At 44.4% G+C, this 20131-nt stretch carries 20 protein-coding genes and 4 tRNA genes; 16 read left to right on the forward strand and 8 right to left on the reverse strand.

Annotation, left to right across the window (positions count from 1 at the left end; translation table 11 throughout):
* Nucleotides 1–2: 2 nt before the first annotated feature.
* The 11 genes from rfbG to SULKU_RS12145 are packed head-to-tail and all read left to right on the forward strand — an operon-like array spanning nt 3 to nt 11511.
* Entirely contained in the window at nt 3–1103 is a 1101-nt protein-coding gene (gene rfbG / locus SULKU_RS12095) for a CDP-glucose 4,6-dehydratase (RefSeq protein ID WP_013461261.1), read from the forward strand.
* Complete coding sequence (locus SULKU_RS12100; RefSeq protein WP_013461262.1) at nt 1091–1513, forward strand: dTDP-4-dehydrorhamnose 3,5-epimerase family protein; 423 nt, start codon at nt 1091–1093, stop codon at nt 1511–1513. The genes rfbG and SULKU_RS12100 overlap by 13 nt, the downstream gene beginning before the upstream one ends.
* Nucleotides 1503–2423, forward strand: a complete 921-nt coding sequence (locus SULKU_RS12105; RefSeq protein ID WP_013461263.1) for an NAD-dependent epimerase/dehydratase family protein — start codon at nt 1503–1505, stop codon at nt 2421–2423. Before SULKU_RS12100 ends, SULKU_RS12105 begins: the two co-directional genes overlap by 11 nt.
* Complete coding sequence (locus SULKU_RS12110) at nt 2410–3231, forward strand: glycosyltransferase family 2 protein (RefSeq protein ID WP_013461264.1); 822 nt, start codon at nt 2410–2412, stop codon at nt 3229–3231. The genes SULKU_RS12105 and SULKU_RS12110 overlap by 14 nt, the downstream gene beginning before the upstream one ends.
* Nucleotides 3228–4046 (forward strand): NAD-dependent epimerase/dehydratase family protein, encoded by an 819-nt coding sequence (locus SULKU_RS12115; protein WP_013461265.1) that lies wholly within the window; start codon nt 3228–3230, stop codon nt 4044–4046. The genes SULKU_RS12110 and SULKU_RS12115 overlap by 4 nt, the downstream gene beginning before the upstream one ends.
* A complete protein-coding gene (locus SULKU_RS12120; protein ID WP_013461266.1) occupies nt 4043–5215 on the forward strand; it encodes a glycosyltransferase family 4 protein in 1173 nt (390 codons plus the stop codon). Before SULKU_RS12115 ends, SULKU_RS12120 begins: the two co-directional genes overlap by 4 nt.
* The gene (gene pglC / locus SULKU_RS12125) at nt 5208–5813 is read left to right on the forward strand and encodes an undecaprenyl phosphate N,N'-diacetylbacillosamine 1-phosphate transferase (protein WP_013461267.1); all 606 of its coding nucleotides are present in this window, start codon (nt 5208–5210) and stop codon (nt 5811–5813) included. Before SULKU_RS12120 ends, pglC begins: the two co-directional genes overlap by 8 nt.
* On the forward strand, nt 5810–6403 hold the full coding sequence (gene pglD / locus SULKU_RS12130; RefSeq protein WP_013461268.1) for a UDP-N-acetylbacillosamine N-acetyltransferase: 594 nt from the start codon (nt 5810–5812) through the stop codon (nt 6401–6403). Before pglC ends, pglD begins: the two co-directional genes overlap by 4 nt.
* Complete coding sequence (gene pglE / locus SULKU_RS12135; RefSeq protein ID WP_013461269.1) at nt 6403–7530, forward strand: UDP-N-acetylbacillosamine transaminase; 1128 nt, start codon at nt 6403–6405, stop codon at nt 7528–7530. The genes pglD and pglE overlap by 1 nt, the downstream gene beginning before the upstream one ends.
* A gap of 60 nt (nt 7531–7590) precedes the next feature.
* The gene (locus SULKU_RS12140) at nt 7591–9702 is read left to right on the forward strand and encodes an STT3 domain-containing protein (protein WP_013461270.1); all 2112 of its coding nucleotides are present in this window, start codon (nt 7591–7593) and stop codon (nt 9700–9702) included.
* A gap of 3 nt (nt 9703–9705) precedes the next feature.
* Nucleotides 9706–11511, forward strand: a complete 1806-nt coding sequence (locus tag SULKU_RS12145) for a UDP-N-acetylglucosamine 4,6-dehydratase family protein (RefSeq protein WP_013461271.1) — start codon at nt 9706–9708, stop codon at nt 11509–11511.
* Here the strand turns inward: SULKU_RS12145 and SULKU_RS12150 are convergent.
* The 3 genes from SULKU_RS12150 to ilvD are packed head-to-tail and all read right to left on the reverse strand — an operon-like array spanning nt 11508 to nt 14490.
* Nucleotides 11508–12023 carry a hypothetical protein gene (locus tag SULKU_RS12150; RefSeq protein ID WP_013461272.1) on the reverse strand — a complete coding sequence of 172 codons (516 nt, stop codon included), beginning with the start codon at nt 12021–12023 and terminating at the stop codon, nt 11508–11510. The genes SULKU_RS12145 and SULKU_RS12150 overlap by 4 nt on opposite strands.
* Nucleotides 12001–12756 carry a UDP-2,3-diacylglucosamine diphosphatase gene (locus SULKU_RS12155; RefSeq protein ID WP_013461273.1) on the reverse strand — a complete coding sequence of 252 codons (756 nt, stop codon included), beginning with the start codon at nt 12754–12756 and terminating at the stop codon, nt 12001–12003. Before SULKU_RS12155 ends, SULKU_RS12150 begins: the two co-directional genes overlap by 23 nt.
* Nucleotides 12757–12801: 45 nt before the next feature.
* Complete coding sequence (ilvD, locus tag SULKU_RS12160; protein ID WP_013461274.1) at nt 12802–14490, reverse strand: dihydroxy-acid dehydratase; 1689 nt, start codon at nt 14488–14490, stop codon at nt 12802–12804.
* 152 nt (nt 14491–14642) lie between these two features.
* On the opposite strand from ilvD, the gene SULKU_RS12165 reads away from it, so the two are divergent.
* The 4 genes from SULKU_RS12165 to SULKU_RS12180 all read left to right on the forward strand — a co-directional run bounded on the left by SULKU_RS12165 (nt 14643) and on the right by SULKU_RS12180 (nt 15068).
* Nucleotides 14643–14717: transfer RNA gene (locus SULKU_RS12165), tRNA-Gly, on the forward strand.
* 62 nt (nt 14718–14779) lie between these two features.
* Nucleotides 14780–14866: transfer RNA gene (locus SULKU_RS12170), tRNA-Leu, on the forward strand.
* Between the two features lie 9 nt (nt 14867–14875).
* Nucleotides 14876–14949 (forward strand) — tRNA-Cys (locus tag SULKU_RS12175).
* A gap of 31 nt (nt 14950–14980) precedes the next feature.
* Nucleotides 14981–15068 (forward strand) — tRNA-Ser (locus SULKU_RS12180).
* A gap of 189 nt (nt 15069–15257) precedes the next feature.
* Here SULKU_RS12180 and SULKU_RS12185 read toward each other — a convergent pair.
* The 3 genes from SULKU_RS12185 to SULKU_RS12200 form a co-directional block, all read right to left on the reverse strand.
* Complete coding sequence (locus tag SULKU_RS12185; RefSeq protein ID WP_013461275.1) at nt 15258–15467, reverse strand: hypothetical protein; 210 nt, start codon at nt 15465–15467, stop codon at nt 15258–15260.
* Nucleotides 15468–15582: 115 nt separating this feature from the next.
* Nucleotides 15583–16467: a lecithin retinol acyltransferase family protein gene (locus tag SULKU_RS14595; protein WP_013461276.1), complete on the reverse strand. Its 885-nt coding sequence runs from the start codon at nt 16465–16467 to the stop codon at nt 15583–15585.
* A 1-nt stretch (nt 16468) separates the two neighbouring features.
* Nucleotides 16469–17347, reverse strand: a complete 879-nt coding sequence (locus SULKU_RS12200) for a helix-turn-helix transcriptional regulator (RefSeq protein WP_013461277.1) — start codon at nt 17345–17347, stop codon at nt 16469–16471.
* 236 nt (nt 17348–17583) lie between these two features.
* On the opposite strand from SULKU_RS12200, the gene SULKU_RS12205 reads away from it, so the two are divergent.
* The gene (locus tag SULKU_RS12205; protein WP_013461278.1) at nt 17584–18300 is read left to right on the forward strand and encodes a DUF4116 domain-containing protein; all 717 of its coding nucleotides are present in this window, start codon (nt 17584–17586) and stop codon (nt 18298–18300) included.
* A 40-nt stretch (nt 18301–18340) separates the two neighbouring features.
* On the opposite strand, the gene SULKU_RS12210 is transcribed toward SULKU_RS12205, so the two are convergent.
* Both SULKU_RS12210 and SULKU_RS12215 read right to left on the reverse strand, forming a co-directional pair.
* Complete coding sequence (locus SULKU_RS12210; RefSeq protein ID WP_013461279.1) at nt 18341–19126, reverse strand: hypothetical protein; 786 nt, start codon at nt 19124–19126, stop codon at nt 18341–18343.
* A 75-nt stretch (nt 19127–19201) separates the two neighbouring features.
* Nucleotides 19202–19693, reverse strand: coding sequence for a M50 family metallopeptidase (locus SULKU_RS12215; RefSeq protein WP_041666815.1), 492 nt, complete (start codon nt 19691–19693; stop codon nt 19202–19204).
* Nucleotides 19694–20131 lie beyond the last annotated feature (438 nt).

Here is a 20131-nt window from a genome sequence, read left to right on the forward strand (position 1 = left end):
GCATGTTCAAGAATATTTATAACGGAAAAAAAGTTCTAATCACCGGGCATACGGGCTTTAAGGGGAGTTGGCTGAGTATCTGGCTGCTCAAACTCGGTGCCAAAGTGGTAGGCATCTCCAAAGACATACCGACAAAGCCTTCGATGTTTGAGGAGTTAGAGATTGAGCGGCAAATCACCCATTATCAAACCGATATCCGGGACCTTCCGGCGGTGCAAAGCATCATCTCCGCCGAACATCCTGATTTCGTCTTTCATCTTGCGGCTCAGCCGATCGTTTCACTCTCGTATACCGACCCTATCGAAACACTCTCCTCCAACATCATGGGGACGGCCAATGTTTTAGAAGCGCTGAGACTATCCAATCACCCCTGTACAGCCATTATCATCACGAGCGACAAAGCCTACGACAACGTTGAGCAGGTTTGGGGATACCGCGAAGACGATAAAATGGGGGGAAAAGATATCTACAGCGGAAGCAAAGGTGCCGCCGAGCTTGTCATCAAATCGTACTTTCACTCCTTTTTCCGTTCGCGCGAGTCTCAGGTCAAAATCGCAATCGGCAGAGCCGGCAATGTGATCGGTGGGGGAGATTGGGCGCAAGATCGGATCGTTGTCGACTGTATGCGCTCATGGAGCCAAAATGAAAAAGTTGAAATTCGAAGCCCCGACGCCACCCGTCCGTGGCAACACGTTTTAGAGCCTCTCAGCGGATACCTTCAGTTGGGGGCGGAACTGCATCTCAATGTCTCTTTGCATGGGGAAGCCTTTAATTTCGGTCCCCGGGCGGAACAAAACCATACGGTCAAACAGCTGCTCGAAGATCTGAGCCGATATTGGCACTTCGATACTGCCATGGACGCGTTTACCGTAACCGACCATATCCCTTTTCACGAAGCAGGCCTTTTAAAACTCAACTGCGACAAGGCCCTTTTTTCTCTGAAATGGCACTCGACGCTCCGTTATGAGCAAACCATCCGCTTCACAAGCGAATGGTATTACGATTTTTATCGCACCAAAGGCGATATGTATCTCAAAACCCTTCAACAAATCGAAGAGTACGAACACTTGGCAACAAAGGATTCACTGCAATGGACGGAGTGATCCTCACCCCCCTCAAACGTATCCCTCATCCCAAAGGGGATGTGTATCATGCACTCAAACAAAGCGATAACGGTTTTCATGCTTTCGGCGAAGCTTATTTTTCAACCGTCCGTCAAAACTGCATCAAAGGGTGGAAAAAACATACGAAAATGACCCTTAACCTGATCGTCCCGGTCGGATCTATCGAATTCGTCCTTTTTGACGACAGAGCAGATTCTTCCACAAAAGGGAAATTTTTTGCCACCGTTTTGGGTCCAAGCGCCTACCAGCGCCTGAGCGTTCCTCCGAATGTGTGGATGGCGTTCCTGGGATTGGAAGAATTTAACCTGCTTTTGAATGTTGCCGATTTGGAACATGATCCGGCCGAAGCCCTTACTCTTGAGCTGGATGCGATAGCCTATGAATGGTAAACCCTCCATCCTGATTACCGGCGCCACCGGAACGATCGGTCAGGCCATAACCGAACAGCTCATTCTTTTGGGCTACACGGTGACCGTGGTTGTCCGAAATCTTAAAACGTCCAAAGCGCTCTTTGACGATGCCGTGAACCATGTGGTATTTGACGGAGAAGCCTTTTCTCCCGGCCTCGATACTCTGCGCACCGATATCGTCATCCATTTGGCATCCTACTCCACCAGCCAAGACGAGAAAAAAGAGATTATCCGGCTGATCGATTCCAATATCGTATTTGTCTCTTTGCTCCTGAAAGAACTGGAACATTCCCATCTCAAACTCTTCGTCAATGCGGGGTCATTTTCCGAATTTCATCGCAACGACGGAGTTCTCGAACCCACCTACTTTTATTCTGCAACCAAGAGCGCGTCATGTTCTATCATCGACTATTTCAGCAAACTGCACGGCTTTATATTTGTAAATGCCGTTTTATACTCCGTCTACGGCCGAGAGGCAAAACAGAAAAAAATCGTCGACTATATGATCGATGCGACCCGATCCGATCAGCCCGTACCGATGAGCGAAGGGCATCAGGTTTTGGATTTCATCCATATTGACGATGTCGTCGGTTTTTATCTTTTGCTGATTCAAAACTACAACTCTCTTTCGACACCCTATCATATGTACCATATCGGGACCGGCAAAGGGACGAGCATCCACGAACTTGCCGATATCGTCTCCCGCATCGGCGGCGTGCAACCAAATGTGCTGTGGAATGGGCGTCAGGCACGTTCAAGAGATACGCTCAAAGCCATCGCCGATACCGGCGGAGTGGAAAAAGAGCTGGGGTGGAAACCTTCCGTTCCGTTGATATCGGGTCTTCAAAAATACATGCGTGTTTACGGAAGAGACAATGCAAAATCGTAATGTTAAAGTTTCGGTCATAACACCCGTCTATAACGGCGAAAAGTTTTTAGAAGAGACGATTCGTTCCGTTTTAAACCAAACCTTTACCGACTTTGAATACCTCCTCGTCAATCACGCTTCTACCGATGCATCGGGGCAAATCCTCCAAAAATTTCAAGCCTTAGACGATCGAATCACAATCATCGAGCTATCGGTCAATAAAGGAGGCCCCGCATATCCGAGAAACGAAGGGATAAAAGCGGCCCGAGGGGAATATATCGCCTTTGTGGATGCGGACGATGTATGGAAACCGCACAAACTCCAAACCCAACTCGATTTTTTAGATCAACACCCCCAAACCGATATGGTCTACTCATCCGCTGATATTATGGACGAATCCGGCAATGTTTTTCCCACACGGAAGCAACGTTTTCTCTCCGGTCTTTCCTACTTTCTCTCACCGAAAAATGCTATTTTTTACGGTAATTTCGTCAATATTAATACCGTCCTGATACGTCGTTCAACCCTCGATACCCTCTTTCCCGAAGAGAAGAATCTAGTCGCCGTCGAAGATTGGATGTTTCACATCATCAATTTTCAAGTAGGAATGGCTGCAGCCAAGATCTCCGTTCCTCTCATCTATTACCGAATTCATTCTACGGCCATGTCCAACCGTACCTCCGATACCAGCTATCGGAAAATCTATTACATGCTTGCCCTCCTCTTTTTGGAATCTCGTATCCCGTTTATCCATTTTTTCTTGGCAAATATTCTAAATAGCGTTAAACTGTTACGGAGAAAACTATCGATCGCTTGGAGTTCTCATTGACCACCCTTATCATCGGCCAAAACAGCAACCTTTCCGGCGCACTCCTCACCTCCCGGGTTGCTACCCACGCCCTTTCATCCCGTGAGCTCACCAACAACATTGCTCTCCTTGATGCGTATACGACCCAGCCCCTCAATCTGATTTTTAACAATTTCCAAACGGCGGTGTCGCTCAACGACGGCGCACACCTTTCCGAATACATCGAAAATTCGATCCACATTACCGCCAAAATCCTCGATTATTTGCGCGGCACCCCGATCCGAAAAATCATCTACACCAGCAGCAGCTCGGTCTATGGGAACAATGTTCTGTGCAGCGAACGTGACGAACTCAAACCCATCAGCCTTCACGCGGCGCTTAAAGTAAGCAATGAAAAGCTGATTGAAAAATACGCTCAAGATCGGGGAATCGATTATACAATCGCCCGTATTTTCAACATGTACGGCGGGAACGATACATTTTCCATCGTGGGCAAAATCATCACGTCGCACCTTCATAACCAAGAATTGACGATTATCAATAACGGAAACGCCATACGCGACTTCGTCCACATCGATACCGTCGTCGAAGTGTATCAAAGGCTTCTTGATGCCAAAAATCTCCCGATCATCAATATCGGAAGTGCCAGAGGCACTTCCGTTCGCAATCTCCTCGATTTTTTAAAAAATCACGGGTTCCATTTGCAGACCCGAAACCTCACCCGCGATGAGCTGAAAATTTCGACCGCCGACAATACGATTATGGCCGATCTGCTCGGCAAGACGGAATATTCGGATGTCGAGTCCTACCTCCTCTCTCGGCTGTCATGCTCATGAGCAAAAAGAAAATATCGATCGTTCTCACCGTTCCCCTCTCGATTGAAACCTGGTTCAAAGGTCAGCCCCGCTATCTGAGCGATTTTTACGATATTGAACTGATCACATCGTACAGCGAGAGTATCGAAAAGATCAAAGCCTATGAAAACGTCTCAATCACCATCGTCGATTTCACCCGTCAGATCAACCCTCTCAAAGACCTTGCCGTCCTTTTTTCCCTATGGCGCCATTTCCGGCTTCGAAAACCCGATATGGTTTACACGATTACCCCCAAAGCGGGGTTGCTCGGAATGATGGCCGCGTGGTTGGCGAGAGTCCCGCTGCGTGTTCACCTCATCGTCGGTCTCGCGTATATGGGTTCAAGCAATAAGCGTCGCATGCTGCTCAAAGCCATAGAAAAAATCACCTATTTCTTTGCTACAAACCTCTACTCCAACAGCCTCAACCTAATAGAAATAATCCGTAAAGAGCTCACCTCCAAAAAAGTCAATGTAATCGGCTACGGCTCGGTTAACGGGGTCGATACCGCCCATTTCAATGATACGTTCACTTCCGAAGAAAAGTTTTCTTTGCGTCATAATTTGAGAATCGACAGAGACGACTTTCTCCTCCTCTTTACCGGACGGATCGTCGCCGACAAAGGGATCAACGAACTCATAGCCGCATTTGAGCATCTTGCCCTAATCCATCCGAAAATCAGACTGCTCCTTGTAGGCGATTACGAACATGAACTCGATCCTATTCATCCCGATACGTTCGAGCTGATCACCGTTCATTCCCGTATCAGCGTTATCCCTTTCCAAAGCGATATACGCCCCTACTTCTGCATAGCGGACGTATTGGTCCTCCCTTCCTATCGCGAGGGGCTTCCCAATGTCTTAATCGAAGCGGGAAGCTGCGGACTTCCCCTCATTGCCACCGATATCAACGGCTGCAACGAGGTGATCATAGAAGGGGACAACGGCCTTCTCGTCGAACCCAAAAGTATTTCTCATCTTATCGACGGTATCGAAAAGCTTGTAGACTCTCCGGACCTTTATGCCGCACTCAAAAAAAACGCCAGAAAAAGTATCCTGAAGCGGTACGATCAGAACGTTTTTTGGGAAGCGCTCCATGGTGAGTTTGAGCACCTTTTCAACTCCAAAAGCGACACTGTCCGCCATGTATAAACAAATTCTCAAACCCCTATCGGACAGAGTGGGCGCATTGTTCCTCCTAATACTCGTTTCTCCGCTCATTTTGATCGTTGCGGCGACGGTCTATCTAAAACTGGGACGCCCCCTCTTTTTCACCCAAAAACGACCCGGATACAAAGGAAAGATCTTTACGATCTACAAATTCCGCACCATGTCGGACGAACGGGATGAAAACGGTGAACTGCTCAGCGATGAACAGCGACTCAAAGGGGTCGGCAAAATCATCCGCTCACTTAGCATTGATGAGCTCCCTCAGCTTTTTAACGTCCTCAAAGGGGAGATGAGCTTTATCGGCCCCCGTCCGTTGCTTGTCGAATATCTTCCGCTGTATAATGCCGAACAACAAAAGCGCCACGACGTCCTCCCAGGTATCACAGGATGGGCTCAGGTCAACGGACGCAACGCGATCGGATGGGAAGATAAATTCCGTTTTGATACCGAATACGTCCGAAATATCTCGTTTTGGATGGATTTTAAAATCCTTTTTCTCACCGTTAAAAAAGTGCTCATCAAAGAGGGAATCTCTCAAGAGGGTGCCGCAACGATGGAAAAATTTAAAGGAAATGGATGAAGAGTATCTACATTTACGGTGCCAGCGGTCACGGACTCGTCGTTGCCGATATTGCCAAAGCTAACGGCTATGACGATATCCGCTTTATCGATGACGGAGAAAACGTGCATCCGACCTTTGAAGAGATCAAAAATGACACGCACATTCCCATTGCATTCGGGGTGGGAAACAATCACGTTCGGGCTCGTCTTTTTGAAAAAATCGTTCAAAACGGATTAAGCGTCATTACGTTGATCCATCCCAGCGCCGTTGTTTCCGACTCAGTCTCGATCGGCAGGGGGAGCGTTGTCATGCCGAACGTGACCGTCAACGCCAATGCATCTATCGGTGAGGGAGTTATCCTTAACAGCGGGTCGGTCATCGAACATGAATGTAGCATTGAAAATTTCGTCCATATTTCTCCCCATGCGGCACTGGCCGGAAACGTCAAGATAGGAGCGTTCACCCATATCGGGATCGGCTCCACTATCATTCAAAACATCGCCATAGGCGCCCATTCTATTATCGGTGCCGGTTCGGTGGTGCTACACCATATCTCCGATCATGCCAAAGCGTACGGAGTCCCCTGCAAAGAGATCAAGGAGTCTTAATGAACCAACGTATTTTTCTCTCACCGCCTCATATGGGAGGTAACGAACTCACCTATATACACGAAGCATTCGAGAGCAACTATATTGCCCCGCTAGGACACAATGTGGATGCTTTTGAAGCACAAATCAAAGCCTATACAGGGGCAAAATATGCTCTCGCCGTGACCAGCGGAACAGCGGCGATTCATCTGGCATTACGGGTTTTAGGGATAAAAGAGGGCGATGAAGTGATGGCAAGCACCTTTACCTTTATCGGTTCCGTCGTCCCTATCCTGTACGAACGGTGCACCCCGTTTTTTATCGACTCCGATACGGCAAGCTGGAATCTCGATCCGAATCTGCTCGAAGAAGAGCTCTCCCAAAGAGCCTCACAAGGCAAAAAACAGCCTAAAGCGCTTATTGTAACCCACCTTTACGGCCAATGCGCCGATATCAAACGTCTCTCGGCTATCTGCGAGCACTATGGGGTTTACCTCATAGAAGATGCAGCTGAAAGCCTAGGGGCGGGCTTTGAGGGCAAACAGACGGGAACGTTTGGAAAAATGGGGATTTACAGTTTCAACGGAAACAAAATCATCACAACCAGCGGCGGCGGAATGCTCGTCAGCGACGACGAAACGCTCATCGCGCATGCCCGCCATCTCAGCACACAGGCCCGGGACAATGCTCCCCATTACGAACATACCGAATACGGATACAACTATCGGATGTCCAATATTATTGCGGGTATCGGTCGAGGACAAATGGAAGTTTTGTCAGAGCGAATCGAACGCAGGCGGGAGATATTCGACCTCTATCACAAGGCCCTTTGCGAGATTGAGGGGATATCCTTCATGCCCGAGCTGGAGGGGAGTATCGGGAACCGATGGCTTACGACTCTGCTCTTGCCGCAGCATATCTCACCCGAATCGCTCCGTCTCACACTGGAAGCGGAAAATATCGAATCGCGCCCTCTGTGGAAACCGATGCACGCACAGCCTCTCTTTCAAGGGGCACAAGGGCGTTTAAACGGTCTCAGCGATACGCTGTTCAAACGGGGAATCTGTCTTCCGAGCGGCTCTTCTCTAACCGATAACGACGTTGAAAGAATCGTTTCTCTGGTAAAACAGGCAATCGAACGTAACTAATTGATAAAGCTACTTCATTTGGCTAAAATACCCTATATAAATACGGAGAAATAATACGAAATGTTAAAACTACACGAAGAGCGTAACTCTTTACGCACATTATTTATTTTTATCGCTATCGCCTACATTTTCTCTATTTCCGTCCGTTTTACCTTTGTTGAAACGCTTGGGACCGCTCCGCAATTTCGCTGGAACAATGAACTGATGATCAACAATAACGATGGATACTATTTTGCGGAAGGGGCTCGGGATATTCTTGCGGGCAGTCATGATAAAAACGACAATTCTCCGGTTGAGGGGGCACCCGCAAAACTTACGGCCGCGCTCTCCAAAATCATTCCCGTAAGCTTTGAAACCCTTATTTTGTACATGCCGGCATTTCTCGGATCACTTATCGTCATCCCCATAATTCTTATCGGCCGTGCTCTGAATCAAACGACGATGGGATTTTTAGCGGCGCTTCTCGCCTCTATCGCCAACAGCTACTATAACCGGACAATGGTCGGGTATTACGACACCGATATGCTCAATATCGTTTTCCCCGTACTGGAGATGTACTCCCTCATTCTAGCACTCACCCATCAGCGCAACCGATATCTTATCCCTATCTCAATCTCAATCGCCCTCTATCAATGGTGGTACCCTCAAGCCTATGCGCTGGATACCGCTTTATTTGGAATGATTGTCGGGTATACACTTCTTTTTGACCGCAAAAATCTTTATCTGTACAAAATTTCCCTCTTTATCCTTATCGGAATTTTAGCAATTGCGTTTATCGCTAAAATCGGCTTAGCCTTAATACTGTTCGCACTCTTTCACTTTCAGCGCGAACTTTCGCAAAAACTGTTTTGGGTTCTTTTCGCTGCGGTCGTCGCTCTGTATTTCTCGACCGGCGGCGTTGAGCCGATTCTCCACTTCATCCAAGGCTATTTCTTTAACGGCGAGGGGAAAAATACCGTTTCTACCCTAAACTTTTACAACGTTATGTCAACCGTGCGCGAAGCGGGGCAAATACCGTTTAATGTTTTTGCCGAACGGATCAGCGGACATACGATTACGTTTGTTCTTGCAGTAGTGGGATACATTTTGGCGCTTATTGCCTATCGACCGCTTCTGATCACGTTGCCTCTTGTAGGGCTTGGGTTTATTGCTATGTCTGCCGGATTGCGCTTTACCATTTATGCAGTACCGCCTATGGCTATCGGTATTGCTTTTCTTATCCTCTACACAACCCAGTTTATTCAAAAACCTTTTCTGAAATATTTGAGTATCGCAACATTTATGTTCGCCGTTCTTTCCCCGAACTATGCCCATGTCAGAGCGTATATCACCCCGCCTGTACTCAGCAATCATGAAGTAGTCGCCCTAAACGAACTCAATAAAATGGCTTCGGGCAAAGATTATGTGGTAGGCTGGTGGGATTTCGGGTTTCCTATCCGATATTACGCTAATGTAAAAACGTGGGCCGACGGTGCGCAACACTCCGGCGGGCAAAACTACCCTATCTCTTTCGTATTGACGAGTTCTGATCCTTTATCCGTTGCCCATATGCTGCGTCTCAACACCGAATACATGGAAAAAAACTTTCGTGATCAAAACTCTTCTTTTTCCAGTGTTTTCGAATATATGATGAATGAAGAAGGGTTTAAAGATCCGAACGACTTTTTAAACGCAATAGCTCTTCCTGAGTACAAAACACCTCCGAAAACGCGGGATGTATACCTGTATTTACCGCTGCGGATGATGGAAATTTTCCCAACGGTAGCTCTCTTTAGCAATCTTGATCTTAAAACAGGTAAAAGTGCACCCCAGCCTTTCTTTTATGCAAGCCAAAATATCCAAGATACCGGAAAGACGCTGGAATTAGGACAGGGAGTATCGATCGATAAAGCGACAAGCACCCTTAAAATAGGTTCACAAAATGTCCCTGTCAAAGTATTTTACCAAGTGGGATACGATCAAAACCAAAGAATTAAAATCAATCGGCAAACCTTTGCGTCAGAAGGACTTAATGTCATATTTATGGCAAGTTACAATCAATTTTTAGTGTTGGATGATTATTATTTCAACTCTACGTATATCCAAATGTTTGTATTGGAAAACTATGACAAAAACCTTTTTCAGCCCGTTATCCTTAGTCCTTTGACAAAAATTTATAAGCTAAAGATATAACTTATGCAGTCGGCTCAAAAAAAAGTTCAATCAGGCCTGCTCACTCCGAGTTTTGCCAAAAGATTCATCTTTTTTTTAAGTGCCGATTTTATTCTGTTTTTTGTATCGCTCCATTTTGCCTATTCGCTTCGATTTGATTTTGCTATCCCCCCTGAACATATGTCAAAGTTCTACATTGTCTTTTTTACCCTTGTTTTATTGAAATGGGGGAGTTTCTATATCTTTGGTATCTATCGTATGACATGGCGTTTTTTCGGCCTGCACGACGCCAAACAGCTTGTGTATGCCCATATTCTTGCGTTTATTGCCTTTTTTGTCCTGTATATGCTTAATACGGCACTGTTTTTACCGATGCCGCGCAGCGTTATCGGAATAGATATGATTTTATCCTTTCTTTTGATAGGGGCCTTACGCTTATCCAAACGCCTTTCAATAGAGTCGGCAAAAGGAGACGCCCATAAACCTGCATTAATCATCGGGATATCTCCTAATACCGCCAACCTCATTAAAAGCATGATGGAAAGTTCCAATGAATATTATCCGGTGGGGATCATAACCGTACAAGAGAAAAATCATAATATGATCGGCTCAACGATTCAACATCTTAAAATCTCAGGTTCTGATGAGATCGTCTCTTTGGTCGAGTCGAAACAAATAGAAGCAGCCGTTATTGACGGCTCATTGCCGAGCGAAATTTTACGTCATTCCTATCAACTTCTAACCGATGCCGGAGTACAGGATATCAAACGCTCGGCGCTCCTATCCGATGGAAAAGAGGCAATCACCTCACTATCGGTTGAAGAACTCCTTGCCCGACATCCTAAAGATCTCGATACCCAAACCATTGAAACGTTTATTCAAAACAAATGTGTCCTTATCACCGGTGCCGGAGGGAGTATCGGAAGTGAAATAGCACTGCAATGCCACCGTTTCGGTGCAAAAAATCTTATCCTGATCGATCACAGCGAATACAACCTTTATCAAATCGGCGAAAAGCTCTCCTCTGCCAAACTGCATTTATGCAATATCATCGATCATGAAACATTGGACAAAATCATCGATAATACCCGTCCCGACATCGTAATCCATGCGGCTGCCTACAAACACGTCCCCTTATGCGAAGCAAATATCCAAACGGCTATTATGAACAACGTCATCGGAAGCCGAAATGTCATTGACAGTGCCATCAAGCATGAAGTTCCGAAAATCGTCATTATCTCAACCGATAAGGCCGTCCGACCGACCAACGTTATGGGAACGACCAAGCGGATAGTGGAACTCTATGCCCAAAATGTCGATCCGAAAAATAGTGAAATCGTAGCCGTCCGTTTCGGAAACGTTCTCGGTTCCAGCGGCAGCGTTATCCCGAAATTTAAATCCCAGATCGAAGCGGGAGGACCTCTCACCCTCACCCATCCCGATATTACCCGCTATTTTATGCTGATCTCGGAAGCATGCCAGCTCGTTTTGCAGGCCGCCGCAATCGCACGCGGTGGGGAACTTTTTATCCTCGATATGGGAGAGAGTGTCAAAATCGCCGATCTTGCTCAAACGATGATTCGGCTTTACGCTTCGATGCCTATTGAGATCGTCTATACCGGTTTGCGCCCCGGCGAAAAACTGTATGAAGAGCTATTGATCGACGAGAGCGAACAGAAAACAGCCTTTGAATCGATTATGATCGCCCGTTCGACCTTCTACGATATCAATCGTTTGAATGATGATATTGAAATGTTAACCACTTCATCCGATCCGCGCTCTGCCCTGCAGCGAATCGTCCCGGAATATAAAGATCCGGCTCCTCTTTAATAACGGCTCATTCTCAGCACTGCCGAATAAAGCTGCTGGGGAGAAAAGTACTGGGGAGAGATTCGACCGAAAATTCTGAGCTGTTTGATGTAAAACCGGTACCGTCCGTCTTTGCTTCTTAGCATCAAACGGTAGGCATAGGCCAAATCATCCGCATTGCTTTTAGAACAGAACCATCTTTTTTTATCATGCAAGCCCAAGCGAAATACCTGCGAAAAAACGATCCCCATCCAGTCATACGATGTACCGTTTTTTCGAAGCTGCCTCCGTTCAACACGTTCGACGATCTCGCTGGGCAAAACGATTTCGCACACTTCCCAATCTTCCGGATTGATCTCCATAAACTCGGTTCGGGAAATAAAACGGAACCGGTCATTTGAATGATAATATCCGTCGCTTCGACGAAATTCGCTATGGGAAAACGGGCTGTTTGTCCAAAGCCGTATCAGCTTCTCCGCCAATGTCCCGCGTCCTTTGTAAAAAACGATACTAACGGTTTTTGTGGTGCTCATAGATTTCAAACCGTCCGTCATAGTGTTCTATAATCGCCGTGCAGGATTCAACCCAATCTCCGCAATTTAGGTACTCGATATCGTTAATCACTTTTATTTCGGCATGATGGATATGACCGCAAATCACACCGTCATACCCTTTTTCGTCTGCATGTGAGGCGAGGACATCTTCATAATCGGTGATAAAACTCACCGCCTGCTTTACACTTTGTTTGACCATTTTGGAAAGCGACCAGTAATGGTATTTTCCGAACCACCGGCGTATGGTATTGATCGGACGGTTGAGGCGAAGCAATAGAAGGTAACATCGGTCACCCAGATGGGCAACCCATTTTTTCGTCATCGTAACCGCATCGAACATATCTCCGTGAACTACGAGGTAGGATCTGCCGTTAAGGGCATGGTGGACTTTTTCATGCGCTATGGTAATATTGTCACCCATCACCATCGGTAAAAAAGGGCGCAAGAACTCGTCGTGATTACCGATAATGTAATAGACCTTTGTCCCTTTTCTGGCTTTTCGAAGAATTTTTTGAAGCACATCCGATTGTGCCTGACTCCACCGCCAATTACGGCGAAGTTCCCACCCGTCGATAATATCACCGACAAGATAGAGGCTCTCGCACTCTACGTTTCGGATAAATTCCAATAAATGTTCAGATTGAGCGTCGCGAGTCCCGAGATGAAGGTCGGATATAAAGACGGTGCGGAAATTAAGTACACTCTCATTCATACCGTCAGTGTAATCTCGAAAGATTACAAAGCGGTGACAAAAAGATTACAGTTCAGTTTTAAGAGCGGCACCGTTAGAGGCATTGGAGACGAGGAGGCTGTAGCGTTTGAGCCATTTGGACGGAATCTCTTTTTTGATCGGTTTCCAGTGAAGACGACGCTGTTCTAACACCTCATAGCTCACATTTAGCTGCAACAGATGGGTATCGACATCGAGTTCGATCTCATCACCGTCTTCGATCAATGCGATCAATCCCCCCTCAGCCGCTTCAGGGCTGACGTGTCCGATAGAGGCTCCGCGTGTCGCACCGCTGAAACGTCCATCAGTGATGAGGGCAACACTCTCACCCAGCCCCATCCCCATAATGAGGGATGTAGGGGCAAGCATCTCCTGCATACCCGGTCCACCCTTAGGCCCTTCGTAGCGGATAACGACGACATCGCCCGCTTTGACCTTATGCCCTACGATTCCAGCGATTGCTTCTTGCTGGCTGTTAAAACAGACGGCGGAACCTTTGAATTTGCGCATATTCGGGGTGATTCCCGCGGTTTTGACGACGGCCCCCTCTTCGGCGAGGTTTCCGAAAAGGATGGATAACCCGCCGACCGGAGAGTACGCATTTTCATTCGTATGGATGATATTCGGATCTTTGATCACCGCATCCTTGATCCGCTCTCCGAGCGTCTCACCCGTCACCGTCATCGCATCGGTATAGAGGATTCCGCCGCGGCGGCTTACCTCTTTCATAACGGCGTTAACACCGCCGGCGCGGTTGATATCGTCCATGTGTACGGTTGATAGCGACGGTGAAATCTTTGCAATATGGGCGACATTCTCGCTGATTTTGTTGATTTGGGTAATATCGAAATCAACCCCCGCCTCTTTGGCGATACTGAGCATATGCAATACCGTATTCGAAGATCCCCCCATCGCCATATCGACGACAAACGCATTGTGGATTGCTTTGTCGTTCAGAATATTTTGCATATTCCATTGTTGGGAGTTTTCGTCTTTGACCATCTCGACGATACGGCGCGCCGCCGTTTTAACCATCTCGATACGCTCAGGCGTCATCGCAAGAACCGTACCGTTACCCGGCAATGCCACTCCCATCGCTTCACAAAGGGTATTCATCGAGTTGGCGGTAAACATCCCCGAACAGCTTCCGCCGCTCGGACACGCTTCACACTCGATCTCGTACAGCTCTTCATCGGACATTTTTCCGTCGGCGTGTTTCCCGACCGCTTCGAATGCCGTCGCCAAATCGATCGGCGTACCGTCTTTTTTGTGACCTGCCTTCATCGGTCCACCGGAAACAAAGATCGTCGGAACATTGACACGAAGCGCACCCATTAGCATCCCCGGAACAATCTTGTCACAGTTGGGGATACAGATAAGACCGTCAAGTTTATGCGCATTCATAACCGTCTCGATCGAATCGGCGATCAACTCACGGCTCGGCAATGAATAAAGCATTCCATCATGCCCCATTGCGATCCCATCGTCTACACCGATCGTATTAAACTCAAACGGGACTCCGCCCGCTTCGCGAATCGCTTCTTTGACGATACGGCCGTACTCTTGGAGAAAAAAATGCCCCGGAATAATATCGATGTGGGAGTTTGCCACTCCGATAAACGGTTTGTTGAAATCTTCGTCTTTTAGACCGGTCGCACGAAGCAAGCTGCGGTGAGGGGTTTTGTCAAATCCTCGTTTAATAGTATCACTACGCATAGGATCCCTTTTCAAATTGATTATTTAATTAGTGCGATTATACCGAAGTGGAACTCTAAAAAAAGTATGTATCCACAAAAACGACAAAAAATTCTCAAAAACTCTTTACACGCAATATTTTTTTTGCTATACTTCCAGTCCACAAACACAATGCGGGAATAGCTCAGTGGTAGAGCACAACCTTGCCAAGGTTGGGGTCGCGAGTTCGAACCTCGTTTCCCGCTCCATAACATCCCAGTTGAAACATTGAGTCTGATGTTTGAGCTGAGATATTTTTTTCTAACGAAATGCCCGGATGGCGAAATCGGTAGACGCAAGGGACTTAAAATCCCTCGGTGGCAACACTGTGCCGGTTCAAGTCCGGCTCCGGGCACCATTTAATGGTGGCGGCATAGCCAAGCGGTAAGGCATGAGCCTGCAAAGCTTTGATCCCCGGTTCGAATCCGGGTGCCGCCTCCAGCATAGAAAAAGATAGCTTCAATTTTACTACGGGTCACTGGCAGAGTGGTCGATTGCACCGGTCTTGAAAACCGGCGAGGGTAATACCTCCCAAGGTTCAAATCCTTGGTGGCCCGCCATCACAACTTTTAAAATCCTTCATTATTCCCTTATTTATGATACTTTCAAAGATTCACGAATCAATAAAATTCATACTATTGACCAAATTATTCTCCGGTTACTTTTCTATACCTGTATTGATATTCTTGAGAAATATGACACAAATTTGTCGTACTTAAAATGAACCACCTAGCTGAAGTTGCTTAACTTTATTCCAAATACCTATTTACAGGTGTTTTATCTCTCAAGTTCTCTAAGACTTGTTCATTCAAGTCTATATTTAATGTCTTGATTTTATTGATCAATGCATCCAGTTCATCAATGTGGGCATCTTCATCACAACTTTCATCCTCAGCATTATAAAATACAACTGCAGTAACAGTTGCACCTATAAGACCTCCTAAAATCCATGGTAACATGTGCACTCCTTTTTTCAATATCCTTCATCGATTCTATGAAGGGCTATAAGTAGTTTAACAGGGTCAACTGACAGGGTATGTCATATAAATTATTTAGGGGTGATATCCAAATAATTCATTTTTTCTTTTTTTTACTTTTTTGCTTATTTGATTGAAAAAATTTGTATATACCATAACCAATAGCTGCAGCTGCAGCTACCGGTGCAGCTACAACTATTGCTGTGCCAGCTGCCATTCCACCGCCAACAGTGCTACCAATGGCAGCTAAGCCTGAAGTAATGCCTGCACTACTTAATCCAGCTGTGCCAGCTGCGCTTACAGCTGCAATACCACCAGCTGTACCTGCAGCGGCTCCTGCATATGAAGCTTTTCTACCGGCGTTCCTTGCTTTTCTTTCTTTCTTATCAAGGGATTTATCATCAGCCAGGATGGTATTATTAATCAAGGTAGCAGCTGCCAACCCACCACTACCAGCAAGTATTCCTGCACCTGCTACAGCACCACCACCTACCACTCCACCAACAGAAGCCAATCCACTCATAACACCAGACCCTGATAATCCAACAACAGTACCTGCGGATCCAATTACACTACGAGCTGCTAATCCAGTTGCTGATGCACCTATACTACTACTGGTTTTTACTACTGTATCAACCTGATTGCTTTTATGCTCATCATCAATGCACCAATTAACAAAATGCTCACAATTATTTCCGGTTAAACTATACGCATCCTCTCCTAATCGAGATAATGCTCTTGCTTTAGCTTTTTGACCATTATGCATTGCATGTGGATGTGGTTTTATTTTAAGATCACCATTACCCTGGAATTTCTCAATAGATACTTTTTCTATTGGTCCAGTTTGAAGTCCATCAGCTAATCCCGAATAGTGAATAACAGTGTTCTGTCCTACATAAATTCCATGATGCGTGTAAACCCCTCTACTACTTACCAAATGATCGCCTATTTTTATTCTGATCGTTTTGATTTTTTCACCCATGTCAGTACTCCTGTTCAATGTATTTTTTCAATTGCATACGGAAAGTATCATGTAAATCGATTGGAGATAGTATCTTGATATGTGGGAGCCAATATCCTACTATATTAAGTGCTTGTGTTTCATCTGTAAAACGTCCGGAAACAATAAGTCCACCATCTTCAAGTTCTTTTTCAATTGTTTGATCGGGAATTAGATTGCGTCGACGAAAATAGGGGGAGGCTTCGCTGTCTATTTGAAATACGGCCTCTTTAGTTTCGATGCCAATCCATTGCGTCTCGCTTTTTTCTATCAATTCGGAGATACTGGCATCAGGGACAAACACTTCTCCTGTAATAAGAGGCTCAAATATTTTTGCAATTGAAAAGCTTTTGAGTTTATCTTCGACAGCTGCGAGATACCAAATACCTTTTTGGTTAATGAGGCGGTAAGGTTCTACTGTGCGTTGTGTCGATTTGTACCAAAAGGTCAGTTTTTTATGATGTATGATTGCCTCTTCAATCCGTTTGAAGATTTCATCTTTTCCACTAAGGTTTTCGTAATGATGCCCCTTGACTAGGTAGGCACTTCGAACGGCATCATCAAATATTCGACGTAAAAACGTATTGTCTAAGGTAGGGAAAAGCGATTTTACCCCAGAAAGTGCAGCGAAGTTTCTGATTTCATCGGTTGATAACTTACCGAGATAGGCAGGGTCAAGAGATATCCTTCCATTATCTTTTTGAATTGGTAGATAAGATAAACGTTCATTGATGTCACGCTGAATAGTACGTTTGTGAACATTGTACTCCTTCGCTAGCTCATCGATTGACGGATGATCACCCTCATTGAGTTTTATGAGGATGGATGACAATCGAAATGCTGTTTTATCGTGTTCTTTCATGCTTTTCCTTGTTTTCTAACATTATAGCTATTTTTGATGACAAGGTGTGTCATATTTCTCATCTAAACCAGTAGCACAGCAGAAGTTTTTAGTCTAGTGAACTCATTATGAACTAATTGAAAATCTAAGTCTTTTTTTGGTTAAAATTCATGCGTATAGTACAAATTTGCGTCATTTAATCTATCAAGATTTTAGAGATTACAGAGAATGGCATTTTGATATCAGGAGAATACAATATGGATCGTGACTCAGTCCTTCTTGCAATACAAAATGGTGATATGGATCTTTATTACCGTCATGAAAAATTTAGAAATGATCGTGAAATTGTTTTAGCTGCCGTCTCCAAGTATGGAGGGGCACTATTGGGTGCCTCAAATCAACTTCAAAATGACAGAGAAATTGTTTTAGCCGCAGTTGCACGACAGGGAGAAATCCTGTGCGATATTTCCAATGAGTTCTGTAATGATAGGGAGATTGTGCTCACTGCGCTTGTACAAGATGGAAGTGCATTAAAATGGGCTTCAAGTGAATTACAAAATGATAAAGAATTTTTAATGTTAGCTATGGAGCAGAATAAAGATGTCGTTTATCATATACCCGATGAATTAAAATGTGACCCTGAAATTATTCAGTATCAACATGAACTTGAAATTTACCCTAGCATATATGAAAGAGAACATGTTTTCGAGGAATTGGAGTTGGAAAAGATAGATGCAACAATAAAAAATGACTTTCTAGTAAAAGTTTTAGCAGTATTAAAAAATCATCATGATACGTCAATCGGCCGTATCTACATAGATAAGCAAAAAATCATAATTGATACAAATAATACAGCCGAGCGCCTAATCAATAATTTTAAAGCTTTATACCCTACCTTAGTGACTGATCTTTCTAAACAGTATAACTATTCATTCATAGATATTGAGGAATTGATAGAAATCAATACCCTCTGATAGAGTAGGTGATGATTCAATTATGCTTTATATGCCATTTTTAAAACACTGTTTTTATTACTTTTTCTACACCTTCAACAAGCTCAAACACATCATCTTTAGTTGGTTCGCGCTCTTTATTATGGTCACATAGATTCCGGAGATCACCTAGATGCTGAATAAAACGCCATTTAGCTGTATCGATAATATTATTTTCTTTTAACAATTCATAGAAGTCTGCGATTGATGGATGCTTTTTGCGTGAATTTAATGCATGATGGGCACATACATGCCCAAGATGCTTTTCAAGAACGACACCCGCAATGGCCCCTCCTCCTCTTACAAAACCTTTTTTGGCAAGCTCTCTAGCTGCTTCTAATTCTGAATCATAAATATCAGCCTGTAGAACCTCTTGAATATCAAAGAGAGTGCTTTCAAAGCGTTTCTCAGCAGATGCTAAGATGGAGTTTTGATTCTGCATTTTTGGAATTGCTGCACTTTGGTCAGCAACTACCATACCTCCACCTCTTGTAGTCTTTAGTCCCACTAAATAGTCTGAAATCCCATAAGTTAAAAAATCAATTTCTTTTCTTTTGTCGTTCTTATATTGTTTCACGAAGTCATCATATCTATCAGGGATGATTTGTTTAACGACCAACAAAGCTTCGGAATACCATGGATCATACGCCATATTGAATCTAGGAAGTTCTATCCCTTTCTCTTTGAGAACACTTTTGGCTTCCTCAGATAGTTGACCTTGTTCATCAGCCATTGCATAATAGAGCAAATCACCTTGTCGCATTAAAGCTTTTAGTTCTTTTTTTAATGATGCATATTTTGGTTCCATACTTTTTCCCTTTTAAATACAACGTTTAAATTGAGCAATCAAAAAGCCGCTCGCAGGTCTTTGATAGGTCTCAAATCACTTGATATAATTTTCTTTAATTGTTTGTATTTCATCTTCATAGATGATTTCTTTTTCAAACAAGGTATTAGCGAGCTCTTTGAGCAACCCATGGTTATTCTTCAGCAGCGGTGCAATCTGATAAATTGCATAATCTCTAAAACGAATATCCATCTCAGTAGGCCAACAGCCATTTGATTGTTCGTAGTCAGCTCCAAAGAACTGTTTTTTATCAGGAAAAGCATTTACTAAAGCAGATTGCACAAATTCTTTTTCAGTTACATCAATTGCACCAGTTTCGTATAAATAATATTCTGCTGCAAAACCGCCACAAGCGATTTTTGGTCGAGTACTATTTGTTGTTTCACAGCGTGCTCTAGCTCTTCCAACGTGATCTTTATCTTGGATGATTTCCATTAATTCCACTTTGCCACCATGAAGCAAACAAACTACTGCATGTCCAGCCTCATGCCAACATTCATATTCTCTACTATTTATAATGATCTGCATTTGTTAGATATATTCCTTTAAAACATAACTCTTTATTAGTACACATTTTATACAACTAAGGCTGAAAACAAAAAAATATCCAAATACATTATAGTATGTGTAAATATATTAATTTTATTACCTAGTGCCATATTATTGTCATTATTCGGTTTTTTTGAGAATAAATTTTTCACAGTAGCCAAGTTTACCATGTACTGGAAAAGGACTTATGGAACCAATATATGATAATCTAAGTGCGTATACAGGCCTTGGTTGACATAGAGGAAGAGGTAACAATATTAGTACAATAGGTTATAGAGTCACTTCAGCAAAGAAAAAAATGAATTATGATTTATCTAAGATTGTAAGAATAATATTTTGATAATCAGGAATTAATACAAAAAAAATATAAATCGATATTTATGATTATATTATTGAATGAACTATAAAATAGTGCTC

Origin of the sequence: Sulfuricurvum kujiense DSM 16994 (genome assembly GCF_000183725.1) — a bacterium.
Lineage (GTDB): Bacteria > Campylobacterota > Campylobacteria > Campylobacterales > Sulfurimonadaceae > Sulfuricurvum > Sulfuricurvum kujiense.